We start from the raw sequence: 21,780 nt of genomic DNA, 5'->3' as shown, positions 1-21,780 counted from the left end.
CGACCAAGTGCTTCAATACGGGTCTTCGACAAGCCTAGCCCCTACTCAGCACGAACGGATATGCTCGTAGTCCGGCCCGCTACGGCGTCGTTTTGCGATGTCAAAGAGCATCGGCGAGCATGACAGGCCGGCGGGGTGTAGGAAAGCGACCCGCCGGGCCGGTTGCCCTATTTGAAGAATTCGGGATTGATCGTGACGTTACGCTTCTTGCCCCAGGTCGTCGTGCGGGCGAGGATCGGGCGGTTCAGCGCGGCGATCAGCGTGTCGGGCGCGGGCAGGGCGGTCATCGGTGCATAGATGGCGATCGATCCGGGTTCGTAGAGCGCGACCGACCATTGCGCGACCTTCCTGCCCTCCGATTCCCCCACTTCGCGGGCGATCACATCGGGTTCGACCGCAAAGCCGCGCCCGCTGTCACTGATCGCCAGCAGATAGCCGTCGGTCGCGCCGTCGCGGCGATAGGCGGCACCGACCTGCGCAGGGGCCGGGTCGCGGCACCAGGCTGCCGGCGTGGCGGCAGCGCCGGTCCTTTTCTCGCCCTCGGCGGCGGCGACCAGCCCGCCGGTGAGCGCGGCGGTTTGCAGCGCATTCGCATCGGTCACCGGCGCGGCGTTCGCTGCGAAGGCAAGCGGGGTAGTACAGTCCGTGACCGGCGCGGCGGCGGGGGCGGCGGGGATGGCTTTCGGCCATTCGAGCGCGCCCAGCACCGCCGGGATACGCGCCGCGACGGTCGCGCCGTCGAGCTTCGTCGAACTATAGCGCACCTTCACCAGCCATTCGCCGACCGGCAGGATGGCGAGCGCGGTGCCGCTATAGGGCGCCTTGGTCAGCGTCCATCCCGCCATCAGCCCGCTGGCGCTCGACTGGCCTGGCGGGGTGAAGGCGGTCGGGACCACCGGCGCGACATTGCCGAACATCTCCTTGCGTTGTTCGATCGAGGCGCGAGCGCGGTCGAACCACACCGGCACGCTGCCGCTCAAGGTGCGATAGACATAGACGTTGATCGCGTCGGGACCGTCCTGATAGACGGCGAACACGTCGAGTTCGTCGTCGCCCAGCTGGCGGACGTCGACGCGCTTCATCCCGTCCAGTTCGGCGGGGGCGGTGATGCCGCTATGTTTGAAGCGATAAGGCTTGCCCGCCTTCGCGCCGACCGGTGCCCCGACCTGCTGCGCGGCGACCGGGGCCGCGATCATCATTCCCGCGGTCAGCACAGCCATCCATTTCCGCATATGATCCCCCCTTGGCGGCCGTTCGGCAGCCGTCCGTCGCGCGCGAACCTTTCGTAGTTTCGGGGGAATGTCGAGGGGAGTCGGGTGTCGTGTCCGGCGTTGCCGCCCCGGACCTGATCCGGGGTGACGGTCGGCGGGCGGTTCTGCCTATGCCGCGGGCTTCGGTGCCGTTTCCGGCCTGGCGGTGGTCGTCGGTACGAGGCTGGTCGGCATACCGGGCCTCAGCACGAACATTCGGTCGCCGCCCCGCGGGACGACCACGTAGAGCCGCCGCTGATACGCCTCCACGACGAAACTGTGCGCTTCGTTGGGGAGCGGGGCGGTGAGGGTCGATACCACGGCGCCCACGCCGCGCTGCCCCTTGGGGGGCGGGGGCACGGTCATGCAACCCTTCGAGAAGGCGTAGGGCGCACCGGCGCGCCCGTCGGCGGCGACGTCCACCCGGTAATGACCGCCGATCGGCAGGTCGTCCGCCTTGGTCTGTGCCGACAGGAAATAGACCGAGGTCACGCCATCGGGCGTAGTGGGTGGGACGACGACGCTGTTGAAGGCGGGGCCGCAAGGCAGCAGCCTGGCGGCACCGATCGCCTTGGCCGCGCTGTCGCGCGCCGCGATCAGGTGGAGCTGGGCCGGGGAGAGTATCGCCGCGTCGCCGGTGACGAGCGTCGCTTCGGCGAGCTTTCCACCGATCAGCCGCGCGGTGTAGAGCGCACGCGGTGGTTGCGACCGGTCATGGAAGATCAGCGTCGGCGATGCGGCCGCCCCTTCGACGATCCAGCCGCCCAGCTTCTGCTGCCAGTCGGGCAGGCGCTTCTGCACATCATCGGTGCCGAGCCACGCCACCCGGTCATAGGCGGCGAGCAACCGGCCGCGTTCGGTGGTGCGGTCCAGCGCCGCGCGATCCTCTGCCGAGATAGTCTCGACCGGCGTCGTCTGCGCCATGGCGGGCGCGGTGAGGGCCATTGCCAGCAGTGCCGTCATGGTTCGCATCGCATCCCCCTTGCGCGGCGGCATAAAAAAGGAGGCCCGCCGTCGCCGGCGAACCTCCCTTTTTTCGCAAATGCTGTCCAGCGGGATCAGGCGGCGAGTGCGGCCTTCAGGTCGTCGACCAGATCGGTCTTTTCCCACGGGAACAGATCGCCTTCGGGCTTGCGGCCGAAATGGCCATAGGCGGCGGTGGCGCGATAGATCGGCTTGTTGAGCGACAGGTGCGTGCGGATGCCGCGCGGGGTCAGGCCGCCGAGCTTGGCGATGCCGGCAATCGCGGTTTCGATCGCGTCGTCGCCGACCGTGCCGGTGCCGTGGGTGTTCACGTACAGCGACAGCGGCTTCGACACGCCGATCGCATAGGCGAGCTGGATCGTGCAGCGCTTGGCAAGGCCGGCAGCGACGATGTTCTTCGCCAGATAGCGGGTGATGTACGCCGCCGAACGGTCGACCTTCGTCGGGTCCTTGCCGCTGAACGCGCCGCCGCCGTGCGGGGCAGCACCGCCGTACGTGTCTACGATGATCTTGCGACCGGTCAGGCCGGCGTCCCCGTCCGGGCCGCCGATTTCGAAGCTGCCGGTCGGGTTGATGTGATATTCGGTGGCGTCCGACAGCAGCTCGGCCGGGAGCACCTCGGCGACGACCGACTTCACATAATTGTGCAGCTCGGCTTCCTTCTCGCCGTTGTCGTAACCCGGCGCATGCTGGGTCGAGACGACGATCGCGGTCGCGGCGACCGGCTTGCCGTTTTCGAAGCGCAGCGTCACCTGGCTCTTGGCATCGGGTTCGAGGAACGGGGCGGTGCCGGCGTGGCGATCGGCGGCCATCTTCGCGAGGATCTTGTGGCTGTAGTCCAGCGTCGCCGGCATCAGGTCCGGCGTTTCGTCACAGGCGAAGCCGAACATGATGCCCTGGTCGCCGGCACCTTCGTCCTTGTTGCCCGACGCGTCGACGCCCTGCGCGATATGCGCCGACTGCGCGTGCAGGTTGTTTTCGAAGCGGAAGGTTTCCCAGTGAAAGCCCGACTGTTCATAGCCGATCGCCTTCACCGTTTCGCGCACGGTGCGTTCGATCTCGTCCTGGGCACCGTCCGCCCATGCGCCGTTTTCGAACACGCCCTTGCAGCGGATTTCACCGGCGAGGACGACGAGCTGGGTCGTGGTCAGCGTTTCGCAGGCGATGCGCGCTTCGGGGTCCTTCGACAGGAACAGGTCGACGATCGAGTCGGAAATCTGGTCCGCGACCTTGTCGGGATGGCCTTCGGAAACCGATTCCGAGGTGAAGAGATAATTGGAACGCATGGACTTCCTCTAGGCTAGAGGGAAAGCGTGCGGCCGTTGCCATGCCGCATATAAAGCTTTCCTTATGTCGCGGCTCTAGCGCGCGCGGCGGCGGATGGCAATCGCGAGGGCGGACAGCAAAACTATCGCCAGCAACGCCATCCAGTTGCCGACCCGCGCAAACAGCGTCGGGGCATGGGGGGCGGGCAGCGGCACCTCGATCGCATCGGCGCGGCCCGCCGGGATGGTGGCGACCAGCGCGCCCGACGCATCGATCACCGCCGAGATGCCGGTCGGGGTAGCGCGCAGGATCGGCAGCCCCTCTTCGGTCGCGCGCAGCCGCGCCTGTGCCAGATGCTGCGGCGGACCCCAGGCGCCGAACCATGCGTCGTTCGACGGGTTGAAGAGGAACGCCGGGCGGTGCGTACGATCGACGACCTGGCCCGAAAAGATGATCTCGTAACAGATCTGCATCCCGACCTGTCCGAAGCCGGGCAGGCTCAGCGTCGCCGGGCCGGGGCCGGGGGCAAAGTCGATATCGCCCATCACGAGGCGCGAGAGGCCGAGCGGCTGGAGCAGCGAGCGCATCGGGAGATATTCGCCGCCGGGCACCAGATGCGCCTTGTCATATCGCCCGGCGATGCGGGTGTCGGGGGTGAGCGCGAAGACCGAGTTGCCCGCGCCGACCAGCTGGCCATCGCGCGCGAAGTTCAGCGCGGTACCGCCGACCAGCGCGACGTCGCGGGGGCCGAGCACGCTGACGATCTTCGCACGCAGCAGCAACGGCGACTGGCGATACCAGTCGAACGGATAGCCGTCCTCGAGGTAGAAATTGACCGTGCCTTCGGGCCAGACGACGAGGCGCGAGGCGGGGCCGGGGGTGCCCGACAGCTCGATCTGCTTGTCGAGCAGGCGTTCGTCATAGCCGGGGCTGCGCACCGCCTCTTGCGGGAAATTCGGCTGGACGACGCGGACGCGGGGGGCGGTGGCGGCGACCGTTACAGGCTTCGACGCTGGATCGGGGAGCAGCATCAGCAGCGCGAGGGCGACGATCACACCCGCGCGGACCTTTGGCCGAGGCAGCAACAGCGCGGCGCTGAGCAATACGGTCAGCCCTGACAGCGCGTAGGTGCCCGTAACGGTGGCTACGCTACGTAGCGGTGTGGGCACCCAGACCACGCCGATCGGGTTCCACGCATAGCCGGTGAAGACCACCGCGCGCGCATATTCGGTCGCGATCCATGCGGCGGCGGCGACCGCGACATAGGCGAGGTCGGGGCGTTCGCTGCGTCGCCCGAGCTTCCAGGCGATCCCGCCCGCGAGCATCGGATAGATCGCCAGATACAGTGCGAGGCCGACCACCGCGACATAGCCGAGCGCGGGCGGCATCCGGTCCTGGAAATCGAACGCGTGCTGAATCCAGTTATTGCCGACCGTGAAATGCGCGACGCCGAACAGCCACGACCGCCACAGCGCGGTCCTAAGCGTCGGCGCGCGGTGGACGACCCACAGCCACAGCGCCAGCGCGGCGAGCGTCACCGGCCACCAGCCGAGCGGCGCGAAACCAAGGGCCGAGGTCAGGCCGGCGAGCAGGGCGAGAAGAGCGGGCACGGCGCTGCATATCCTAGGTGCAGGGGGCGGGTGCAAGGGGGCGTGCGATGCGCCTTCAACCAATCCGTTTGGTTCGAGCTTGTCGAGAGCGGGGTGCGGTTGGGCGGCGCGTTCTCGACAGATGCTTCTCGACAAGCTCGAAGCTGCTCGAACCGAACGGGGTGGTGGGGAGAGGCTCGAACCTACCCTCGTTAAGTTCGAGCTTGTCGAGAACCACGGGCGACCTTCGCGCTTCCGTGCTATCGCCAACCCGATGACCGCCTACACCTGGCTTGCCATAGCGATTGTTGCTGAAGTGATCGCCACCTCCACGATGCGCGCGACCGCCGGCTTTACGAAGCTCGGCCCCTCGCTGGTGACCGTCGCGGGCTATGCGGTCGCCTTCTACTGCCTGTCGCTGGCGTTGCGCACGATGCCGACCGGGATCGCCTATGCGATCTGGTCCGGGGTCGGGATCGTGCTGGTCGCCGGGATCGCATGGGGGTGGCAGGGGCAGCGGCTGGACGGGGCGGCGGTGCTGGGCATGGGCCTCATCATCGCCGGCGTCCTCGTGATGAACCTGTTTTCGAAGAGCGTCGCACACTAGATGCGATGCGAAGAGGAGTTTTGCATGAACCAACCGGTCGAAGTCGATATCCCCCACCAGCTGGGCCGCGCAGGCGTGCGGCAGCGGATCGATGGCGGGATCGACAAGCTGGCGAACATGATCCCCGGCGGCGTGATGCACGACAAGCGCTGGGACGGTGACACGCTGCATTTCACGGTCAGCGGCATGGGGCAGGTGGTCAAGGCGCGTTGCGAAATGCACGACGCCCATGTCCATGCGGTGCTCGACCTGCCGCCGATGCTGGCGATGTTCGCCAACAAGATCAAGGAGAAGCTGGGCCGCGACGGGCCGGCGCTGTTGAAGTAGGCCGCTGGTACCTTTCGTCATTCCGGCTGTCGCCGGAATGACGGTCAGGGATTTACCGCGCCGACAGCGGCTGGCTGACGCGCCAGATTACGTTGCCGACGTCATCCGCCACCAGCATCGCGCCGGTGCGGTCGGCGATGACCCCCACCGGACGGCCGAACGCCTGTTTGCCATCGGCCGACAGGAACCCGGTGAGAAGGTCGACCGGCTTCGCATCCTTGGCCGGGAAGCTGCCATCGGCGGCGAACGGAACATAGATCACCTTGTAGCCCGACGGCGGCACCCGGTTCCACGATCCGTGCAGCCCGACGACCGCGCCGTTGCCGAACCGCTGGCCCAGCCGCATGTCGCTGGTAAAGGCGAGGCCGAGCGGGGCGACATGCGCGCCCAGCGCATAGTCGGGGCGGGCGACATACTGGCGCAGGTCCGGGCGCTGCGGCTGGACGCGATCGTCGATATATCCGCCCCAATAATGCCACGGCCAGCCATAGTTGCCGCCGAATTCGACCTTGGTCAGGTAATCGGGCGGCATGTCGGAGCCGAGCATGTCGCGTTCGTTGACGACCGCCCACAAATCCCTGGTCCGCGGTTCGAACGCCATGCCGTTGGCGTTGCGCACGCCCGCGGCATAGATGCGGAACGTCTTCTTTACCGGATCGACCTGCCAGATGGCGGCGCGGTTCTTTTCGATCTCCAGCCCGTTTTCGGCGATGTTGGAGGCCGATCCGACGCTGACGTACAGCGACTTGCCATCGGGATCGGCGATGACGTTGCGGGCCCAGTGATTGCCGCCGCCGGGCAGGTCGACGATCTTTTCCGCCCCCGCCGTGATGCGGGTCTGTCCGACGCGGAAGGGATAGCGGACCAGCGCGTCGGTGTTGGCGACGTACAGCCAGTCGCCGACCACCACCATGCCGAACGGCGAATTCAGCCCGTTGAGCAGCGTCGAGCGCCCCTCCGCTACGCCGTCGCCATTGGCATCGCGCAACAGGGTGATGCGGTTGGCCGAAGGGGTGCCGGCACCCGCCTGATCCATGAACAGCCGCATGAACCAGCCGGTGATGCCGCCGCCTTCGCGCGGGGGGCTGTTGGTTTCGGCGACCAGCACGTCGCCATTGGCAAGCCGGTAGAGCCAGCGCGGATGGTCGAGGCTCTTGGCGAACGCCTGCACCTGCAGGCCGGCCGGGGCGGTCGGGGTCTGACCGTCCTTCCATCCGGTCGGTTCGGCGATGCGGACGGTCGGGATCGTCTGCTTGCGCACCTGCGACAGTTGCGGGGTGCGGCCGGCGACCGCGTTTTCGCTCAGTTCCGCCCGGTCGGGCCGGGTGAGGTAAAAGACGAGTCCCGCGATCAGGACCAGCAGGACGATTCCGAAACGGATGGCATGTTTGCGCATGGAAGCTGAATAGGGCGGCAGGGGGACCGGGGGAAGGGGGCGGCGTCCGATTGTCGCGCGCGGCGGGTTCGTGCCCTGCGGGTTGGACCCCGCACCGTTTTGCGACCGGTACGGAAAGGACGATGCGACACTGGCCCGCCCTTTGGTGCGGTGCGTCGTGGCCGACGCGGCGTTCGGCTGTCCATCAGCCGGCGCTACCGGCATTGACTGGAATAGGGAGAAGGCCGCCGATGCCAAGGGAGTAGCACCGGCGGCCTGTCGGATGCCGTCAGAGAGGGCGCGGCCAACGCCGGCGCCGCGTCTCGCGACTGCACCCGATTCGTATCCGTTGGGATGACCCCGCCTTCAGCGCTGGTTTCATCCGCAACCAGTCGCTTCGCGTACCATCACCCTGTAACGCAATAATACGTCCAGATGATGGCAAGCGAGAAACGTGGATTTCCACCCCGTATGATCGATTGCAGCGATCACCGGCGGTAGCGGTCTGGCAGGCAGAGGGGCAACGTCACCGTGCCCCCGCGCCATCCATCATCGCGCCTGCCCGCCTATTCCTCGATGACCGGCAGCGGCGGGTGGAGGCGCAGGCGCAGGACGCGGCGGGTGTCGGCGGCGACGATCTCGATGCGCCAGCCCGACGGGTGGTCGAGGCACGCGCCCTGTTTCGGAACTTCGCCGGCAAGGACGAAGGCGAGGCCGCCCAGCGTCTCGACATCCTCCTCGACTTCGCCGAGGCGCGGGTCGATCAGTTCGGCGGCGTCCTCCAGTTCGGCGCGCGCATCGGCTTCCCATGCGCCGCCGTCCAGCGGCACGAACAGGTCGGTCGGTGCCTCGTCATGCTCGTCCTCGATCTCGCCGACGATCTCCTCGACCAGATCCTCGATCGTGATGAGCCCGTCGGTGCCCGAATATTCGTCGAGCACGATAGCGAGGTGGGTCCGGCTGGCCTGCATCTGCGCGAGCAGGTCGAGCGTGCCCATCGATTGCGGGACATAGAGCGGCTGGCGCAGCAGGCTGATCGCGGTGGGGGGATGCTCCTCACCCTTTGCCAGAATCGCGAACACGTCCTTCACATGGACCATGCCGACGATGGTATCCAGCTTTTCGCGGTATACCGGCAGGCGGCTGTGCCCGGCTTCGGCGAAAAGCTTCACGACATCGGCAAAGGGGGTGTTTTCCTCCAGCGCGACGATATCGGCGCGCGGTACGCCCATGTCGCCGGCATCACGCTCGCCGAAATGCAGGATGTTGCGGAGCATCTTCCGCTCGATTGGCGAAAGGTCGCCCGCGACCGGCGCATCGTTTTCGTCCTCATGCGCCGCGATGACTTCCTCGATCCGTTCGCGCAGCGTCTCGCTGGCGTCGGTGCCGAAGATCAGCGAGCGCAGGCCCCGCCATATGCCCCCTTCGGAGCTGCTACTGTCGCCGGGCGTGGTGCTGGTCGAAACGTCGGCCATGATGGTCGTGTCAGTCCTCTGTAACGGGATAGGGGTCGTGCAGGCCGAGTTCGGCGAGCGTGGAACGCTCGATCGCCTCCATGGCTTCCGCCTCGGCATCATTTTGATGGTCATGGCCTAGCAAATGCAGGCAGCCATGGACAATCAGGTGCGTGGCGTGATCGGCAACGGAAATGCCGCGCTCCGCCGCCTCGGCGGCACAGACGCCGTGGGCGAGGACGATATCGCCCAGCAACACCTCGCCATCGTCGCTGTTCTGCGTGACGGTATCGAGCAGGTCGGGCTGGATCATCGGAAAGGACAGGACGTTGGTCGGCTTGTCCTTGTGCCGATATTGCCGGTTGAGCGTGTGGACCTCTTCATCCGACGTCAGCCGGATCGCGACCTCGATCAGCGCCGGATCGGTCAGCCACGCGGCCTGCGGGGTGCGACCGATCGCGGCGGTGGCGGCGCGGGTGGCCAGCGCCTCCCAATCCTGATCCTGCGGCCAGTCGGCCTCTGCCTGTACGGCGATGTCGATCATCTGAGGTCGGTCCTTGCGAAATCGTCGCCCTTGTAGAGCAATGTGGCGTTGTTGGTACGGGCGCAGGCATAGGCAAAGCAATCGCCCATGTTGAGTTTCGCGTCGTGGCGGCCTTTGCCGTAGCGGTCGTAGGCGTCGAGCGCGACCCGTGATTCGTCGCTTCCGATATCGACCCGGCGTAACGCCGCGGCCGCCGCGGTGTCGCGTACCTCCTGTCGGGCGCGTTCGATCGGGTAGCGATACGAACGGCACAAGGCGAGTACGGTTTCCCATTCGGTCATCGCCGACCAGAGTGGGTCAGGATCGTCCATCAAACGGACCATCAGCACCTCGCCATCCGGTTCGCCTGCGATCATCGCGACCAGCGCCGACGCATCAACGAACAGGGTCAACGATGTCTTCCTCGCCCGACAGCCAGTCGTAGAACGCCTTGTCCGCTTGCAGTCCGGTTGGAGGGGGAAGCGGATGTTTCGCGCGATATTCCCGCATCCACTCGCGCAGATCCTGGCGTGGCGTCGCCTTGTCGAGATCATCTTCCACCCGGCGAATGGCATCGCGCACGGCTTGAGTCTTGCTCGTGCCGAGCCGTTTGGCGACGCGCGCGACCGCCGCGGCGGTTTCCGGGTCCTTGATATACAGCGACGCCATGGCGACCTCTACAACGGTATATCCTGCAAGCTAATACGGGATATACCCGGCATCAAGCGTCCTTGCCCTCATAGGCCTCGACGATGCGACCGACGATCGGGTGGCGCACGACGTCGCCCGCGCCAAAGCGGGCGAAGGCCATGCCCTCGATCCCTTCCAGCCGGCGGGTGGCGTCGGCGAGGCCCGACGCCTGGACGCCGCCGGGGAGGTCGGTCTGATTGGGATCTCCACATACAACCATGCGGCTGTTCTGGCCGAAGCGGGTGAGGAACATCTTCATCTGCGCCGGCGTGGTATTCTGCGCTTCGTCGAGGATGACGAAGGCGTCGGCAAGCGTCCGCCCGCGCATGAAGGCGATCGGGGCGATTTCGATCTCGCCCGACAGGATGCGGCGTTCGACCTGTTCGGCGGGGAGGCAGTCGTTCAGCGCGTCGTAGAGCGGGCGCAGATAGGGATCGACCTTTTCCTTCATGTCGCCGGGCAGGAAGCCAAGCTTCTCGCCCGCCTCCACCGCCGGACGCGAGAGGATGAGGCGCTGCACGCTGCCGGTGATGAGCTGCGCCACGGCCTGCGCGACCGCGATATAGGTCTTGCCGGTGCCCGCCGGCCCCAGCGCAAAGATGATGTCGTTGGACAGCAGCTGGTGCATGTAGCTCGCCTGCGCGGCGGTGCGCGGCATGATCGTCTTCTTGCGGGTCCGGATCATGATCGAGGGCGCGCCCTGACCGCTTTCCGCACGGAAGATGCCGTCGAGCGCGGGTTGCGCCGACATCGCGATCACCGCATCGATCAGGCCGGGATCGACCTCTTCGCCGCGCAGGATACGGCGGTGGAGCTCGTTCAGCACCTCGCGCGCATGGGCGACGGCCTCCGCCGACCCCTCGATCCCGACCCGATCACCGCGCGCGGTAATATAGACGCCCAACCGTTCCTCCAGCGCCAGCAGGTTGGCATCGAACTCGCCGAACAGGCGGGAGAGGAGTTGCGGCTTGTCGAAGCTGATTTCGGCGCGGGCGCGCTGACCGGCTTGGGCGGGGACGGGCTTGCGGCTCATGCGATCCTTTCGCGAAACGGCCGGAACGCAAGGTGCGCCCGGCCGGGGAAGCAGATGGTGACGGGATGGAGGTCGCGCATCCACCCTTCAACGCACGAAAGCGGCAGGGGGAGCCAGGGGCGGCGCAATTGCATCGCCGGGGAGTGTGGCAGAGCCGAAGGCAGCGGGACAGCGATAAATGCGTGGGGGATGCAGGTCGCTCCCGCATCCCCCAGGCGACATCAGCCGAGCGTCGCCATGTCGATGACGAAGCGGTACTTCACGTCGCTCTTCTGCATCCGGTCATAGCCGGCTTCGATATCGGCCATGTCGATCATCTCGATATCGGCGGTCAGGCCGTGTTTGTTGCAGAAATCGAGCATTTCCTGCGTCTCGGCGATGCCACCGATCAGCGAGCCGGCCAGCGAACGGCGACCGAACACGAGGGTGCCGACCGAGGGCGAAGGGTGCGGCGTTTCGGGCACGCCGACCAGCGTCATCGTGCCGTCGCGCTTGAGCAGGCCGAGGAACTGGTCGAGGTCGTGGGCAGCGGCGACGGTGTTCAAGATGAAGTCGAAGCTGCCGGCATGCGCGCCCATGGCGTCGGCGTCCTTCGACACGATCAGGTCCTTGGCACCCAGCCGGATCGCGTCGTCGCGCTTGTTCGGCGAGGTCGAGAAGACATAGACCTCGGCCCCCATCGCGGCGGCGATCTTCACGCCCATATGGCCAAGACCGCCCAGCCCGACGATGCCGACCTTCTGGCCCGGCCCGACGCCCCAGTGCTTCAGTGGCGAATAGGTGGTGATGCCGGCGCACAGCAGCGGGGCAACGGCGGCGAGGTCGCCCTCGTCATGGCTGACCTTCAGCACGAAGTCCTGGTCGACGACGATATGGTCCGAATAGCCGCCAAAGGTGTGTCCGCCCAGCACCGGGTCGGGACCGTTATAGGTGCCGACGAACCCGCCACCGGTGCAATATTGCTCCTCGCCCTCATGGCACGACGGGCATTCGCCACAGCTGTCGACCATGCAGCCGACGCCGACGGTATCGCCGACCTGGAACTTCGTCACGTCGCTGCCGATGGCGGTTACCGTGCCGACGATCTCATGCCCCGGAACGCAGGGGTAGAGCGTGCCCGGCCATTCGCCGCGCGCGGTGTGGAGGTCGCTGTGGCACACGCCGCAATAGCGGATGTCGATCGCAACGTCGTTCGCCTGCGGATCGCGGCGTTCGAACGAGAAGGGGGCGAGCTTGGCATCGGCCGCCTGTGCGGCATAGCCCTTGGCTGGGGTCGTCATGATGGGTTTTCCGTGAATGAGAGCATTCCGCGGCGTGCAATGCGATCCCGGCAATTTGGTTGCTGATACAATATATCAAATTGCTGATTTATTTGTTCAACCGTTCATCCGACGCGACGTTCGCCATGTTCGAGCATCGCGGGGATCACCAGATCCTCTTCATCGGCGAGGTGGCGCAGCAGCAGGGCGGTCAGCGTCACGGCGTGGGCGGCGTGTTCGTCGGCGGCGCGCGCGTCACGCTGCGGCTGGTTCAGGCTGGCGAGCAGGCCGCGCGCGCTGCCGACCGTGGTTTCCAGCGCGGCGTGGATCGCGTGGTGATCCGATTCCAGCAGGTCGAAGCCGCGCTGCATACGCGGGTCGAGCGCGCGGAACTTCGGGAAATAGACCGCATCCTCGATCCGGTGATGCCCGTCGAGATGGCCGAGGAACTGGTTCAGCGCAGGCACGAAGCGCTGCGGAAAGGCGCGGGCGTCGAGCTGGCCTTCGCGAAAGTCGGCGATGATCCGCTCGACCGCCGCGCCCTCGGCCCGCAACGACTGGTGGACGTGCAGCCAGAAATTGCACAGCTCGCCGAAATTGACGTGCTTCGCCCAGTCACCCTTGGGATAGGCGCTGCGCAGATAGGCGATGTCGTCGGGAATGCCGTCGCGCGCCGCCAGCGCGTGCGCGTCGGTCACGCCGCCGCCCGCACCCGTTCGACCCCCGACAGCGATACCGGGCCGGCGGCGACGATCTCCACCTCCACCATGTCGCCGATCCGGGCGTCGGTGTCGAAATGGACCGATTGCAGCCATTGCGACTTGCCCAGCATCTGTCCGGCATGGCGCCCGGCGCGTTCGACCAGCACATGGCAGGTGCGGCCGATGGTCGCGTCGTTGAACGCCTTTTGATCGCGCAGCAGCGACGTTTGCAGGCGTTGCAGCCGTTCGTCCATCACCTCCAGCGGCACTTCGCCGGCCATGTCGGCGGCGGGGGTGCCGGGGCGGGGGCTGTATTTGAAGCTGTATGCCTGTGCATAGCCGACCGCATCGACCAGCCGCAGCGTCTCCTGAAACTCCGCTTCGGTTTCTCCGGGGAAACCGACGATGAAGTCGCCCGACAGCGCGATGTCGGGGCGGACGGCGCGCACCCGGTCGAGCAGGCGCAGATAGCTGTCGGCGGTGTGGCTGCGGTTCATCGCCTTCAGCACGCGGTCGCTGCCCGCCTGCACCGGCAGGTGCAGGAACGGCATCAGTTTCTCGACATCGCCATGCGCGTCGATCAACCCCTGGGTCATGTCGTTGGGGTGGCTGGTGGTGTAGCGGATGCGTTCGAGGGTGGGCAGGCGGTCGAGTTCGCGGATCAGCGCGTCGAGGCCGCGACCGTCGGCATCGGTCCAGGCGTTGACGTTCTGCCCCAGCAACGTGATCTCGCGCGCACCGCCATCGACCAGCGCCTTGGCCTCATCGACGATTCGGTCGAAGGAGCGGCTGATTTCGGCGCCGCGCGTGTAAGGCACGACGCAATAGGTGCAGAATTTGTCGCACCCTTCCTGCACGGTCAGGAATGCGGTCGGGCCGCTGCGACGGCGGGCGGGCAGGTGGCCGAACTTGGATTCGGGCGGCATGTCAGTGTCGAGCGCGGGCTTGCCTGCCGCCGCATCCGCCACCAGTTTCGGCAGGTTGTGATAGGCCTGCGGGCCGACGACCACGTCGACCTTGGCGCGGCGGACGATTTCCTGCCCCTCCGCCTGCGCGACGCAGCCAGCGATGGCGATCATCGGGTCGGAGCCGTGTTTGCGCAGACGCCCGATATCCGAATAGACCTTCTCGGTCGCCTTTTCGCGGATGTGGCAGGTGTTGAGCACAACCAGATCGGCGGCATTGGCGTCGTCGGTCGCGGTCATGCCCTCGGCCGTCATCAGTTCGGCCATGCGTTCGCCGTCATAGACGTTCATCTGGCAGCCGAATGATTTGACGTAGAAGGTTTTCGGGGTGGTCATGGCCGCGCCCTTACCGGATTTGGGGCGCGGTCGGAAGGGTGGCCGATCAGCCCCGCTCCGCCATCACCTCGGCGATCAGGTCCTTGCGGCTGAGCTTGCCGATCATCGTTTTCGGCAGGGTCAGGCGGACGACCACTTCGTCGACGCGCTCATGCTTGCCGAGTTGCGGGTTGAGCCACGCCTTCAGCGCCTCGCCGGTGATCTCCGAATCCTCGGCCAGGGTCACATAGGCGTGGGGGCTTTCGCCGCGATAATCGTTGGGCAGGCCGACGACCAGTGCCTCGCGGATGGCGGGGTGGTGGTAGAGGATGCGTTCGATCTCGCTCGGAAACACCTTGAACCCGCCGACCGCGATCATGTCCTTCAACCGGTCGACGATGCGGATGAAGCCGCCCTCGTCGATCGTGCCAACGTCGCCGGTGCGCAGCCATTTGGTGCCGTCGGCGTCGAGGCAGAAGGTCGTGTCGTCGGTGTCGGGGCGATGCCAATAGCCGCACATGATCTGCGGCCCCGCCACGACGATCTCGCCCGGTTCGCCGTCCGGCGCGGGTCGGGTCGGCTCTTCCTTGTCGACCAGCCGCACGCGGGTCTGCGCGATCGGCTGGCCGATGCTGCCGGCCTGTTGCGGGCCGGCATAGGGGTTGCACGATACCACGCCCGAACTTTCGGACAGGCCGTATCCTTCGACCAACGTCGCCTTCGTCGCCACCTCGAAGCGTTCCTTCAGTTCGGGCGGCATCGGCGCGCCGCCCGAAATGCAGAAGCGCAGCGAGGAGAAGTCGGTCTGGGGCAGGCGGGGATGGTCGAGCAGCGCGCGGTACATGGTCGGCACGCCCGGCATCGCGGTGGCGCGGGTGCGGGTGATTGCGGCCAGCACCTGTCCGGCGTCGAAGCGGGGCAGCATCACGATCTCTCCGCCGGTCACGACCGTGCGGTTGAGGACGCAGGTGTTGGCAAAGACATGGAACATCGGCAGCGCGCCGATGATGCGTTCGCCGGGCGTCGGGCCATCGGGGTCGAGCCATGCGACCTGCCGCGCATTGGCCGACAGATTGGCGTGGCTGAGCATCGCCCCCTTGGGACTGCCGGTGGTGCCGCCGGTATACTGGATCAGCGCGAGGTCGCGTTCGGGATCGATCGTCGGCGTGCCGCAGCCGCCGTCATTGGCGATCAGCGCGGAAAAGGCGGTGACGCGGGGATCGGCGGGGCGCGGCGTCACCTCCTTTGCGCGGAACCAGCGGTAGAAGAGCGACTTGGCTGGTGGCAGCGCACCCGCGACCGATCCCACGATCAGCCGTTCGAGCGAGCTGTTCTCCAGCACCTTGAGCGCGGTCGGCAGCAGTGCCGAGGCCGACAGGGTGAAGAGCAGCTTGGTCCCCGAATCCTCGACCTGCGCCGCCAATTCCTGCGCCGTGTAGAGCGGCGAGAAGTTTACCACCGTCGCGCCGAGTTTCAGGATGCCGTAATAGGCCGCGACATAATGCGGCACGTTGGGCAGGAACAGCCCGATGCGGTCGCCCGGACCATAGCCCATCGCCGCAAGGCCGCAGGCGACGCGATCCGCGCCGTTCTTCGTTTCGGCATAGCTGTAGTGGCGGCCGAGGAAATCGATCAGCGGGGCGTCGCCGCGGCGGGCGGCGGATTCTTCGAACAGCGTCACCATCGACATCGGCGGTAACGGCGTCTCCCACGCGACGGGGTGGGCGTAGCGATCGGGAACGGGGGCGGCGCTGCTCATTTACATAGGTGTAAGCAACGGTTGCGGCGCATGCAAGCCGGGTTGCGCCACGGGTAATCGCTGTCAGGCGGCAATCGGCAGCGGTGCGGCGCGACCGACGCGATCGCGCCCGGCGGCCTTGGCCTGGAACAGCGCCTTGTCGGCCATGCGATAGAGGCGTTTCCAGTCGTTTTCGTCGGCCAGCGGGCCGTGGCAGATGCCGATGCTGCTGGTGATGCGCAGGTCGAAGGGCAGCCGCACGGCGCGGATGCTGGCCAGCATCACGTCGACATCGGGCAGCATCGTGTCCTCGCCCAGCAGCGCGAATTCCTCGCCCCCCATGCGCGCGACCAGGACGCCGGGCAGCGCGTGGTAGCGCAGGGTCCGCGCGAACAGGCGCAGCACCTCGTCGCCGCCATCATGGCCGATCGTGTCGTTGACCTGCTTGAAATGGTCGATGTCGAACAGCATCAGCGTGCGCGTGCCATCGGACGACATCGCACGGGCAAGGAAGGCGCGCCGGTTGAGCAGGCCGGTCAGCGGATCGGTATCGGCGAGTTCGCGGCTGATCGCTTCCTGCCGGATCGCCTCGTCGCGTTCGCGGCTGAGCATACGCATGCGATACGCGATGGCGACGCTGGCCAGCAGCGTTTCGATCGTCATCGCGAGGATCGTCGAATTATCGACCCAGAAGCTCCACGGCAACAGGCCGAGATTGTAGAGCGAGCGGGCGACCAGCATCCCCAGCGGCGCGGCCCAGCTGAGCGCGAACAGCGACAGATAGGCGCTGCGCCGCCGCCATGCCCGCACCAGCGCCGCCAGCACCGCGATCGGCGACAGCAGCATCGTCACCGAGAACAGCCGGTCCAGCATCGCCATCGCCTGGGGGCCGAACGCCATGAAGGCGAGGGCGATGCCGCAGAACGCCAGGATCACCACGCGGATCGCTCGCAGCGGCCAGCCGTCCAGCACATGCGCTTCGAAGAAGCACGCGCAGAAGGCGAGGGCGGTGGCCATGCCGCAGCAGAGCATGATGTAGCTGAACAGGATGCGGCGGTTGTTCGACATTTCCGGCAGCAGCCACGCCATCGCGCCCGACGAACTGAGCGCATAGAGCAGCAGGCAGCCCAGCAGCGCGCAATAGGCGAGCTGGAAATCATGGCGCAGCACCCGCCACAGCGCGAAATTATAGACGAGCAGGCCCAGCGCCAGCCCGGCAAAGGCCGAATAGAGCGCGGCGAGCAGTACGTCGGAGCGGACGCTCTGCGCATCGGTCGCCAGCCGCGGGCCGAGCACGAGCCCGCGCATGTTGCTCGCCCCGTCGATCCGCCACAGCAGGCGGGTGAAGGGGGCGCCGGCGGGCACGAAGCGATGTTCGATCACCGCGCCCAGCCGCAGCCGCCGGCCGATGCCGAATTCGTCGGCGAACTGTCCGACGATCCGGCCGTCGGCGGCCTGCGCATAGAGCGTCATCTGGCGTTGCCACAGACTGACCTGCCGTACGCGAATCGCGGCGTCGGCGTCGTCCGGGGATGGCAACGGGTCGGACAGGACCCAAAAATCGCCCGGCCCCAGCGCCGACTGGGGCGTGGTGCAGTCGAACCGGTCGGGACGCGCGAACATGCCCGCCGGGGTATCGCCCGGCCGAACCCGGCTGATGCAGGTCGCGATCGCGCGGCCGACATTGCCCATCGTGCCGGCCTGCGCATGGGCCGGCGGCGCGCACACCGATCCGATCGCCAACAGCAGCGCAATCCACAGCATGCGACCGATCCGGATCATGGCACCGGCTTCGCACCCGATGGCCGAATAAATGGTTAACCCCGGCTTCGGTTCGTCGCGGTCGCCGGGGCGGGCCATGGATCAGTGCGCGGCGACGATCGCCGTCGTCAGCCCGGCGCCGCTCGCCTGGCGGGCCACCGCCTGCATCGTCGCGGTACCGGTCCCGACCGGCATCAGCACGCGCGCACGCGATTTGCCGTCGCTGATCGTCTCTGGAAAGGTCGTTGCGCGGCTGGGGACCTGTGCACCCTGTTGCCGGACAAAGGCGGCGACCGCCTCGCTGGGTCCGGTTACCAGCAGTTCCGGCCCGCCGGTCGCTGGCCCGAAGCCGCAGCCGGTCAGCAACAAGGCCGCCCCGATCGTCGCGTAAAGTCGCATCCTGCCCCCAATCCTCGTCCGCCGCGTGGTCGCGGTCGGGTCAGGGGCCAAGCTGACACGGGATCGCGCGCGGCGCAATGGCCGCGCGGACACCCGCTCAGCCGAGTGCTTCGTCGAGCAGCCGGGCGAGGCGCAGGCCGCCCTTCTTCACCTGATCCTGCGCGATCGGCACCAGCCGGGCGATGGTGGCGTCGTCGAGATGGACACGCTCCTTGCTCTTCGGCGCGCAGGCGTCCCCGCCGTACGCCGAGGCATAGGCATAATCGCGGCTGACTTCCCAGCTGTCGCGGCTCCAGTCCTCGACGCTGCCCGCCTGCACCGGCGCCCGTTCGGCGGCGGTATAGGTGCGCAAGATGGAGGGCGGCGTGGTGATCGCACGCTCGGCCAGCGGCCCGTCCCAGATCGAATGCAGGTTGAACCGTTCGGGACCGTAAACGCCGTAATCGGCCTTCACCCGGTTCCCGCCCAGGTCGCCGCGATCGCCGGCATGGAGCGGCATGTGCATGTCGCCGACAAAATGGACGAGAAAGGCAAGCGCCATCACCTTTTCGCGCATCGGGACCTTTGGGTCCTTCAGCAGCTTCACGTCGCGTTCGACCTGCGCCGATACGCAATTGCCGTCCTTGCACGCCGATTTCAGGTCGAACGGCTTGCACACGTCGACATTCTGGTAATGCCACGCATAGGCATAGCTGAAGCGTTCGCCGAGCGGCTTGACGCAATCGGCCCACACGCTTGCCTGCTCGATGGTGCGCGCCGGGCAGGTCGGCGTTTCGAGCAGCGCCTGATGTTGCAGGATGCGTTCGATCGCACGACGCGTTTCGGGGCGCACGTTCAGCCGCGCGATCGTCGCCACGCTTTCATGGCCGAATTCCCAATAGGCATAGGCCGGGGAGGCAGCGAACAGGCAGGCGAGCGCGAGGAGCAGGCGACGAATCATGGGGTTCGGGATACCCGCTTTACCCGCCGCCGCAAGCGCCCAGCATTATGCGCGACGTGTTTCGTACAGTTCCAGCGGCAGGCCATCGGGATCGGCGAAGAAGGTGAAGCGCTGTCCGGTATGCTCGTCGATCCGGATGGGCTCGCAGACGATGCCGTGGTGCGCCAGTCGCGCGACCTCTGCGTCGATATCGACGACGGTGAAGGCGAGGTGGCGCAGGCCCAGCGCTTCGGGGCGTGAGGGGCGGGGCGGGGCTTCGGGAAAGGTGAACAGCTCGATCTGCGCGCCGGGGATCGTCAGGTCGCATTTCCACGAGCGGCGCTCGGTACGCCACACTTCGCGGACGATCGCGAAGCCCAGCGCCTCGACATAAAATGCCTTCGACCGGTCATAGTCCGAGGCAATGATCGCGACATGGTGCAGGCCGGTAAGGCCGCTCATCCTTCGTCGCCATAGATTGCGACCTGGCGTTGTTCGCCCTGCGACACGCGGCCGCGGAACATGCCGGGCGTCGTCAGGCTCCACGTCGCATCGCCGTCGGGGCCGACGACGATGACGCCGCCGGTGCCGCCCATCGCCTGCGTTTCCGCCAGCACCGTGTCGGCGGCGGTCTGGATCGATTCGCCGGTAAAGCGGATGCGCGCGGCGATCTCATGCCCGACGCCCACCCGGATGAAGAACTCGCCCGATCCGGTCGCCGACATGGCGCAGGCGCGATCGTCGGCATAGGTGCCCGCCCCGATCAACGGCGAATCGCCGATCCGGCCCCAGCGCTTGCCGGTGACCCCGCCGGTCGAGGTCGCGGCGGCGACGTGGCCCGCCGCATCCACCGCGACCGCGCCGACCGTGCCATATTTCATGTCGACGTCGAACCAGCCATCGGGGTTCGCCTTCATCGCATCGAGCTGTGCGCGGCGTTCGGGCGTCATGAACCAGTCGGCATCGGCGGCCTCCACCCCTTGTTCGGCGGCGAAGGTGTCGGCACCCTTGCCCGCCAGCAAGACGTGGGGGCTGTGGTCCTTCACCGCACGGGCGAGCGTGACCGGATGGCGGCTGCGCGTGACGCCGGCCACCGCGCCGGCCGAACGGTCGCGACCGTCCATGATCGCCGCGTCGAGTTCGATGGTGCCGTCGAAGGTGAACACCGCGCCGCGCCCCGAATTGAAGGTCGGGTCGTCCTCCAGCACGCGCACCGCCGCCTCGACCGCATCGATCGCTTCGCCCCCGGCGGCGAGCACCGCCTCACCGGCGGCCAGCGCGGCGTCCAGCCCGGCGCGCGCCGCGGCGTCGGTTTCGGCGCTGACCGTCTCGCGGGTCAGGATACCGGCACCGCCATGTACCAGCAGCGTCCAGGGGCGGGGGGAATCGGTCGGCATGTCGTTGTCCTGCTTGGGCGGGCGGCCGGACCTAGCAGATCGCGTGGCCCCTGCCACCCTTCGGGGTCGGGGCCGGTACGCCGAGCAGGGTGCCGATGCCCGGCACCGCGCGGGCAAGGGCGTAGGCGAGGACGCAGGCGCTGAGCGTTGCGGCGAGCAGCAGCGCGGCTTCGCTCCACGGCCCGAGCGCCAGCGGCAGGGTGAACCACGTTACCAGCACGATCACCGGGTGATGCACGATGTAGGCCGGGAATACCGCGCGACCCAATGCTCCCCTCCAGCGATGGTCGCGGTTGAGGTGGCGGTCGGCCAGCTGGAACAGCGTCACCACCATCGCCCATCCCATGACCGATCGCGCCGCGCGGTTGGCCGCCATGGCGAGGTGAGGCGGTACGACGTCGCCGGGATAGTGCAGCTCGACCGACACGACGATCCCGCCCGCGACCAGCGCCAGCAGCAGGGCCGGGGCGGCGTGGCGGTGCAGCGATCGCCACAGCAACGGCCGCCGCGCGATCAGGAAGCCCAGCGCGAACAGCGGCAGATATTGCGAATGGCCGGCGACATCGTGCAGCAGCCCCTGACCCTCCGGCACCACGAACAGCGCGGCGAGGCGGATGCCGGTCATCAGCGCGATCGGTGCCCAGAGCAGCCGGGACCCCTGCGACAGCCAATCCGCGATCCGGTCCAACCGCCGCGCGGCCCCCGCCGTCGCGACGAACGCGGCCAGCAGCATCGAATAGGTCCATAGATAGACGAGGAACCAGAGATGCTCCCAGCTGGGAAACTCCACCCCGTAAAAGCTACCGAGGCGCCAGCCATCGACCAGCCAGAAGCGCAGATAGCCATGGGGGTAACCGCCCTCCAGCACGCGCACCCACATTTCCAGCGGTACGATCGCCAGCATGCCAAAGGTCAGCGGGATCAGCAGCCGGCGCGACCGTTCGGCGGCGAACGCGGCCGGCGTCGCCGCGCGCGCCACCAGCGCCCCGCTGGCATAGCCCGATACCGCGAACAGCAGCCCCAGCCGCCACGGCGTCACCGCCGCCATCGGCGCGATCAGCGCGCGATAGGCATGGCCGGTGGTGACGACCCAGTGCCACGGGCTGAACGCCATCGCGATATGGTACAGGATCAGCACCGCGAACGCACCGATCCGGAGCCAGTCCAGCCCGTAATGCCGCGACGATGCTGCCCCAACCCCTTCTGCCACCTGTACTTTCCCGTTCGA

22 protein-coding genes are annotated in these 21,780 nt (G+C 67.2%); 2 read left to right on the top strand and 20 right to left on the bottom strand.

From position 1 onward, the window contains the following. Positions 1–167: 167 nt before the first annotated feature. The 4 genes from ASE58_RS02465 to lnt all read right to left on the bottom strand — a co-directional run bounded on the left by ASE58_RS02465 (position 168) and on the right by lnt (position 5,110). The gene (locus tag ASE58_RS02465; RefSeq protein WP_156347567.1) at positions 168–1,220 is read right to left on the bottom strand and encodes a hypothetical protein; all 1,053 of its coding nucleotides are present in this window, start codon (positions 1,218–1,220) and stop codon (positions 168–170) included. Between the two features lie 159 nt (positions 1,221–1,379). Beyond that, complete coding sequence (locus ASE58_RS02460; protein ID WP_156347566.1) at positions 1,380–2,222, bottom strand: hypothetical protein; 843 nt, start codon at positions 2,220–2,222, stop codon at positions 1,380–1,382. 86 nt (positions 2,223–2,308) lie between these two features. Continuing rightward, entirely contained in the window at positions 2,309–3,520 is a 1,212-nt protein-coding gene (gene metK / locus ASE58_RS02455) for a methionine adenosyltransferase (RefSeq protein WP_055817556.1), read from the bottom strand. A 75-nt stretch (positions 3,521–3,595) separates the two neighbouring features. Next, positions 3,596–5,110, bottom strand: coding sequence for an apolipoprotein N-acyltransferase (gene lnt, locus ASE58_RS02450; RefSeq protein ID WP_235513462.1), 1,515 nt, complete (start codon positions 5,108–5,110; stop codon positions 3,596–3,598). 253 nt (positions 5,111–5,363) lie between these two features. Between lnt and ASE58_RS02445 the strand changes: the two genes are divergently transcribed. Together ASE58_RS02445 and ASE58_RS02440 are read left to right on the top strand one after the other, a co-directional pair. Beyond that, positions 5,364–5,696, top strand: coding sequence for an SMR family transporter (locus tag ASE58_RS02445; protein WP_055817554.1), 333 nt, complete (start codon positions 5,364–5,366; stop codon positions 5,694–5,696). A gap of 24 nt (positions 5,697–5,720) precedes the next feature. After that, positions 5,721–6,023, top strand: a complete 303-nt coding sequence (locus tag ASE58_RS02440) for a polyhydroxyalkanoic acid system family protein (RefSeq protein ID WP_055760170.1) — start codon at positions 5,721–5,723, stop codon at positions 6,021–6,023. A 52-nt stretch (positions 6,024–6,075) separates the two neighbouring features. Here the strand turns inward: ASE58_RS02440 and ASE58_RS02435 are convergent, their stop codons facing one another. The 16 genes from ASE58_RS02435 to ASE58_RS02360 form a co-directional block, all read right to left on the bottom strand. After that, positions 6,076–7,419 (bottom strand): PQQ-dependent sugar dehydrogenase, encoded by a 1,344-nt coding sequence (locus ASE58_RS02435; protein ID WP_055817552.1) that lies wholly within the window; start codon positions 7,417–7,419, stop codon positions 6,076–6,078. Positions 7,420–7,964: 545 nt separating this feature from the next. Beyond that, the gene (locus ASE58_RS02430) at positions 7,965–8,873 is read right to left on the bottom strand and encodes a hemolysin family protein (protein ID WP_055760178.1); all 909 of its coding nucleotides are present in this window, start codon (positions 8,871–8,873) and stop codon (positions 7,965–7,967) included. 10 nt (positions 8,874–8,883) lie between these two features. After that, positions 8,884–9,396 (bottom strand): rRNA maturation RNase YbeY, encoded by a 513-nt coding sequence (gene ybeY / locus ASE58_RS02425; protein WP_055760180.1) that lies wholly within the window; start codon positions 9,394–9,396, stop codon positions 8,884–8,886. Further along, the gene (locus tag ASE58_RS02420) at positions 9,393–9,788 is read right to left on the bottom strand and encodes a type II toxin-antitoxin system VapC family toxin (protein ID WP_055817550.1); all 396 of its coding nucleotides are present in this window, start codon (positions 9,786–9,788) and stop codon (positions 9,393–9,395) included. The genes ybeY and ASE58_RS02420 overlap by 4 nt, the downstream gene beginning before the upstream one ends. Continuing rightward, positions 9,772–10,044, bottom strand: a complete 273-nt coding sequence (locus tag ASE58_RS02415; protein ID WP_055817547.1) for a type II toxin-antitoxin system VapB family antitoxin — start codon at positions 10,042–10,044, stop codon at positions 9,772–9,774. Before ASE58_RS02415 ends, ASE58_RS02420 begins: the two co-directional genes overlap by 17 nt. Positions 10,045–10,096: 52 nt before the next feature. After that, complete coding sequence (locus tag ASE58_RS02410; RefSeq protein WP_055817545.1) at positions 10,097–11,098, bottom strand: PhoH family protein; 1,002 nt, start codon at positions 11,096–11,098, stop codon at positions 10,097–10,099. Between the two features lie 221 nt (positions 11,099–11,319). Beyond that, positions 11,320–12,378 carry an NAD(P)-dependent alcohol dehydrogenase gene (locus tag ASE58_RS02405; RefSeq protein ID WP_055817543.1) on the bottom strand — a complete coding sequence of 353 codons (1,059 nt, stop codon included), beginning with the start codon at positions 12,376–12,378 and terminating at the stop codon, positions 11,320–11,322. 104 nt (positions 12,379–12,482) lie between these two features. Beyond that, positions 12,483–13,055, bottom strand: coding sequence for a hemerythrin domain-containing protein (locus tag ASE58_RS02400; protein WP_055817541.1), 573 nt, complete (start codon positions 13,053–13,055; stop codon positions 12,483–12,485). Beyond that, on the bottom strand, positions 13,052–14,359 hold the full coding sequence (miaB, locus tag ASE58_RS02395; RefSeq protein WP_082467555.1) for a tRNA (N6-isopentenyl adenosine(37)-C2)-methylthiotransferase MiaB: 1,308 nt from the start codon (positions 14,357–14,359) through the stop codon (positions 13,052–13,054). Before miaB ends, ASE58_RS02400 begins: the two co-directional genes overlap by 4 nt. Before the next feature lie 46 nt (positions 14,360–14,405). After that, a complete protein-coding gene (locus ASE58_RS02390; RefSeq protein ID WP_082467553.1) occupies positions 14,406–16,097 on the bottom strand; it encodes a long-chain-fatty-acid--CoA ligase in 1,692 nt (563 codons plus the stop codon). Between the two features lie 63 nt (positions 16,098–16,160). After that, the gene (locus ASE58_RS02385; RefSeq protein WP_235513461.1) at positions 16,161–17,858 is read right to left on the bottom strand and encodes a GGDEF domain-containing protein; all 1,698 of its coding nucleotides are present in this window, start codon (positions 17,856–17,858) and stop codon (positions 16,161–16,163) included. Positions 17,859–17,939: 81 nt separating this feature from the next. After that, complete coding sequence (locus ASE58_RS02380; protein ID WP_055760197.1) at positions 17,940–18,236, bottom strand: hypothetical protein; 297 nt, start codon at positions 18,234–18,236, stop codon at positions 17,940–17,942. Between the two features lie 97 nt (positions 18,237–18,333). Continuing rightward, entirely contained in the window at positions 18,334–19,176 is an 843-nt protein-coding gene (locus tag ASE58_RS02375; RefSeq protein ID WP_055817539.1) for a S1/P1 nuclease, read from the bottom strand. A gap of 45 nt (positions 19,177–19,221) precedes the next feature. Next, positions 19,222–19,617 carry an SMU1112c/YaeR family gloxylase I-like metalloprotein gene (gene gloA2, locus ASE58_RS02370; protein WP_055817537.1) on the bottom strand — a complete coding sequence of 132 codons (396 nt, stop codon included), beginning with the start codon at positions 19,615–19,617 and terminating at the stop codon, positions 19,222–19,224. Then, positions 19,614–20,552: an isoaspartyl peptidase/L-asparaginase family protein gene (locus ASE58_RS02365; protein WP_055817534.1), complete on the bottom strand. Its 939-nt coding sequence runs from the start codon at positions 20,550–20,552 to the stop codon at positions 19,614–19,616. Before ASE58_RS02365 ends, gloA2 begins: the two co-directional genes overlap by 4 nt. A 31-nt stretch (positions 20,553–20,583) precedes the next feature. Beyond that, complete coding sequence (locus ASE58_RS02360; RefSeq protein ID WP_055817532.1) at positions 20,584–21,762, bottom strand: acyltransferase family protein; 1,179 nt, start codon at positions 21,760–21,762, stop codon at positions 20,584–20,586. Positions 21,763–21,780: the final 18 nt, after the last annotated feature.

The sequence above is a fragment of the Sphingomonas sp. Leaf9 genome (assembly GCF_001421355.1).
In the GTDB taxonomy this organism is placed as follows: domain Bacteria; phylum Pseudomonadota; class Alphaproteobacteria; order Sphingomonadales; family Sphingomonadaceae; genus Sphingomonas.
Note: the sequence above shows the minus strand (reverse complement) of the source record. Positions and strands in the feature narration are given on the sequence as shown.

Excerpts from the sequence above, each read along its gene's own strand:
- ASE58_RS02445 (WP_055817554.1), top strand. The coding sequence starts at position 5,364 with ATGACCGCCTACACCTGGCTTGCCATAGCGATTGTTGCTGAAGTGATC.
- ASE58_RS02410 (WP_055817545.1), bottom strand. The coding sequence starts at position 11,098 with ATGAGCCGCAAGCCCGTCCCCGCCCAAGCCGGTCAGCGCGCCCGCGCC.
- ASE58_RS02435 (WP_055817552.1), bottom strand. The coding sequence starts at position 7,419 with ATGCGCAAACATGCCATCCGTTTCGGAATCGTCCTGCTGGTCCTGATC.
- ASE58_RS02440 (WP_055760170.1), top strand. The coding sequence starts at position 5,721 with ATGAACCAACCGGTCGAAGTCGATATCCCCCACCAGCTGGGCCGCGCA.
- ASE58_RS02405 (WP_055817543.1), bottom strand. The coding sequence starts at position 12,378 with ATGACGACCCCAGCCAAGGGCTATGCCGCACAGGCGGCCGATGCCAAG.
- ASE58_RS02375 (WP_055817539.1), bottom strand. The coding sequence starts at position 19,176 with ATGATTCGTCGCCTGCTCCTCGCGCTCGCCTGCCTGTTCGCTGCCTCC.
- ASE58_RS02465 (WP_156347567.1), bottom strand. The coding sequence starts at position 1,220 with ATGGCTGTGCTGACCGCGGGAATGATGATCGCGGCCCCGGTCGCCGCG.
- metK (WP_055817556.1), bottom strand. The coding sequence starts at position 3,520 with ATGCGTTCCAATTATCTCTTCACCTCGGAATCGGTTTCCGAAGGCCAT.
- ASE58_RS02380 (WP_055760197.1), bottom strand. The coding sequence starts at position 18,236 with ATGCGACTTTACGCGACGATCGGGGCGGCCTTGTTGCTGACCGGCTGC.
- ASE58_RS02385 (WP_235513461.1), bottom strand. The coding sequence starts at position 17,858 with ATGATCCGGATCGGTCGCATGCTGTGGATTGCGCTGCTGTTGGCGATC.
- ASE58_RS02415 (WP_055817547.1), bottom strand. The coding sequence starts at position 10,044 with ATGGCGTCGCTGTATATCAAGGACCCGGAAACCGCCGCGGCGGTCGCG.
- ASE58_RS02390 (WP_082467553.1), bottom strand. The coding sequence starts at position 16,097 with ATGAGCAGCGCCGCCCCCGTTCCCGATCGCTACGCCCACCCCGTCGCG.
- gloA2 (WP_055817537.1), bottom strand. The coding sequence starts at position 19,617 with ATGAGCGGCCTTACCGGCCTGCACCATGTCGCGATCATTGCCTCGGAC.
- ASE58_RS02460 (WP_156347566.1), bottom strand. The coding sequence starts at position 2,222 with ATGCGAACCATGACGGCACTGCTGGCAATGGCCCTCACCGCGCCCGCC.
- ybeY (WP_055760180.1), bottom strand. The coding sequence starts at position 9,396 with ATGATCGACATCGCCGTACAGGCAGAGGCCGACTGGCCGCAGGATCAG.
- ASE58_RS02365 (WP_055817534.1), bottom strand. The coding sequence starts at position 20,552 with ATGCCGACCGATTCCCCCCGCCCCTGGACGCTGCTGGTACATGGCGGT.
- ASE58_RS02430 (WP_055760178.1), bottom strand. The coding sequence starts at position 8,873 with ATGGCCGACGTTTCGACCAGCACCACGCCCGGCGACAGTAGCAGCTCC.
- miaB (WP_082467555.1), bottom strand. The coding sequence starts at position 14,359 with ATGACCACCCCGAAAACCTTCTACGTCAAATCATTCGGCTGCCAGATG.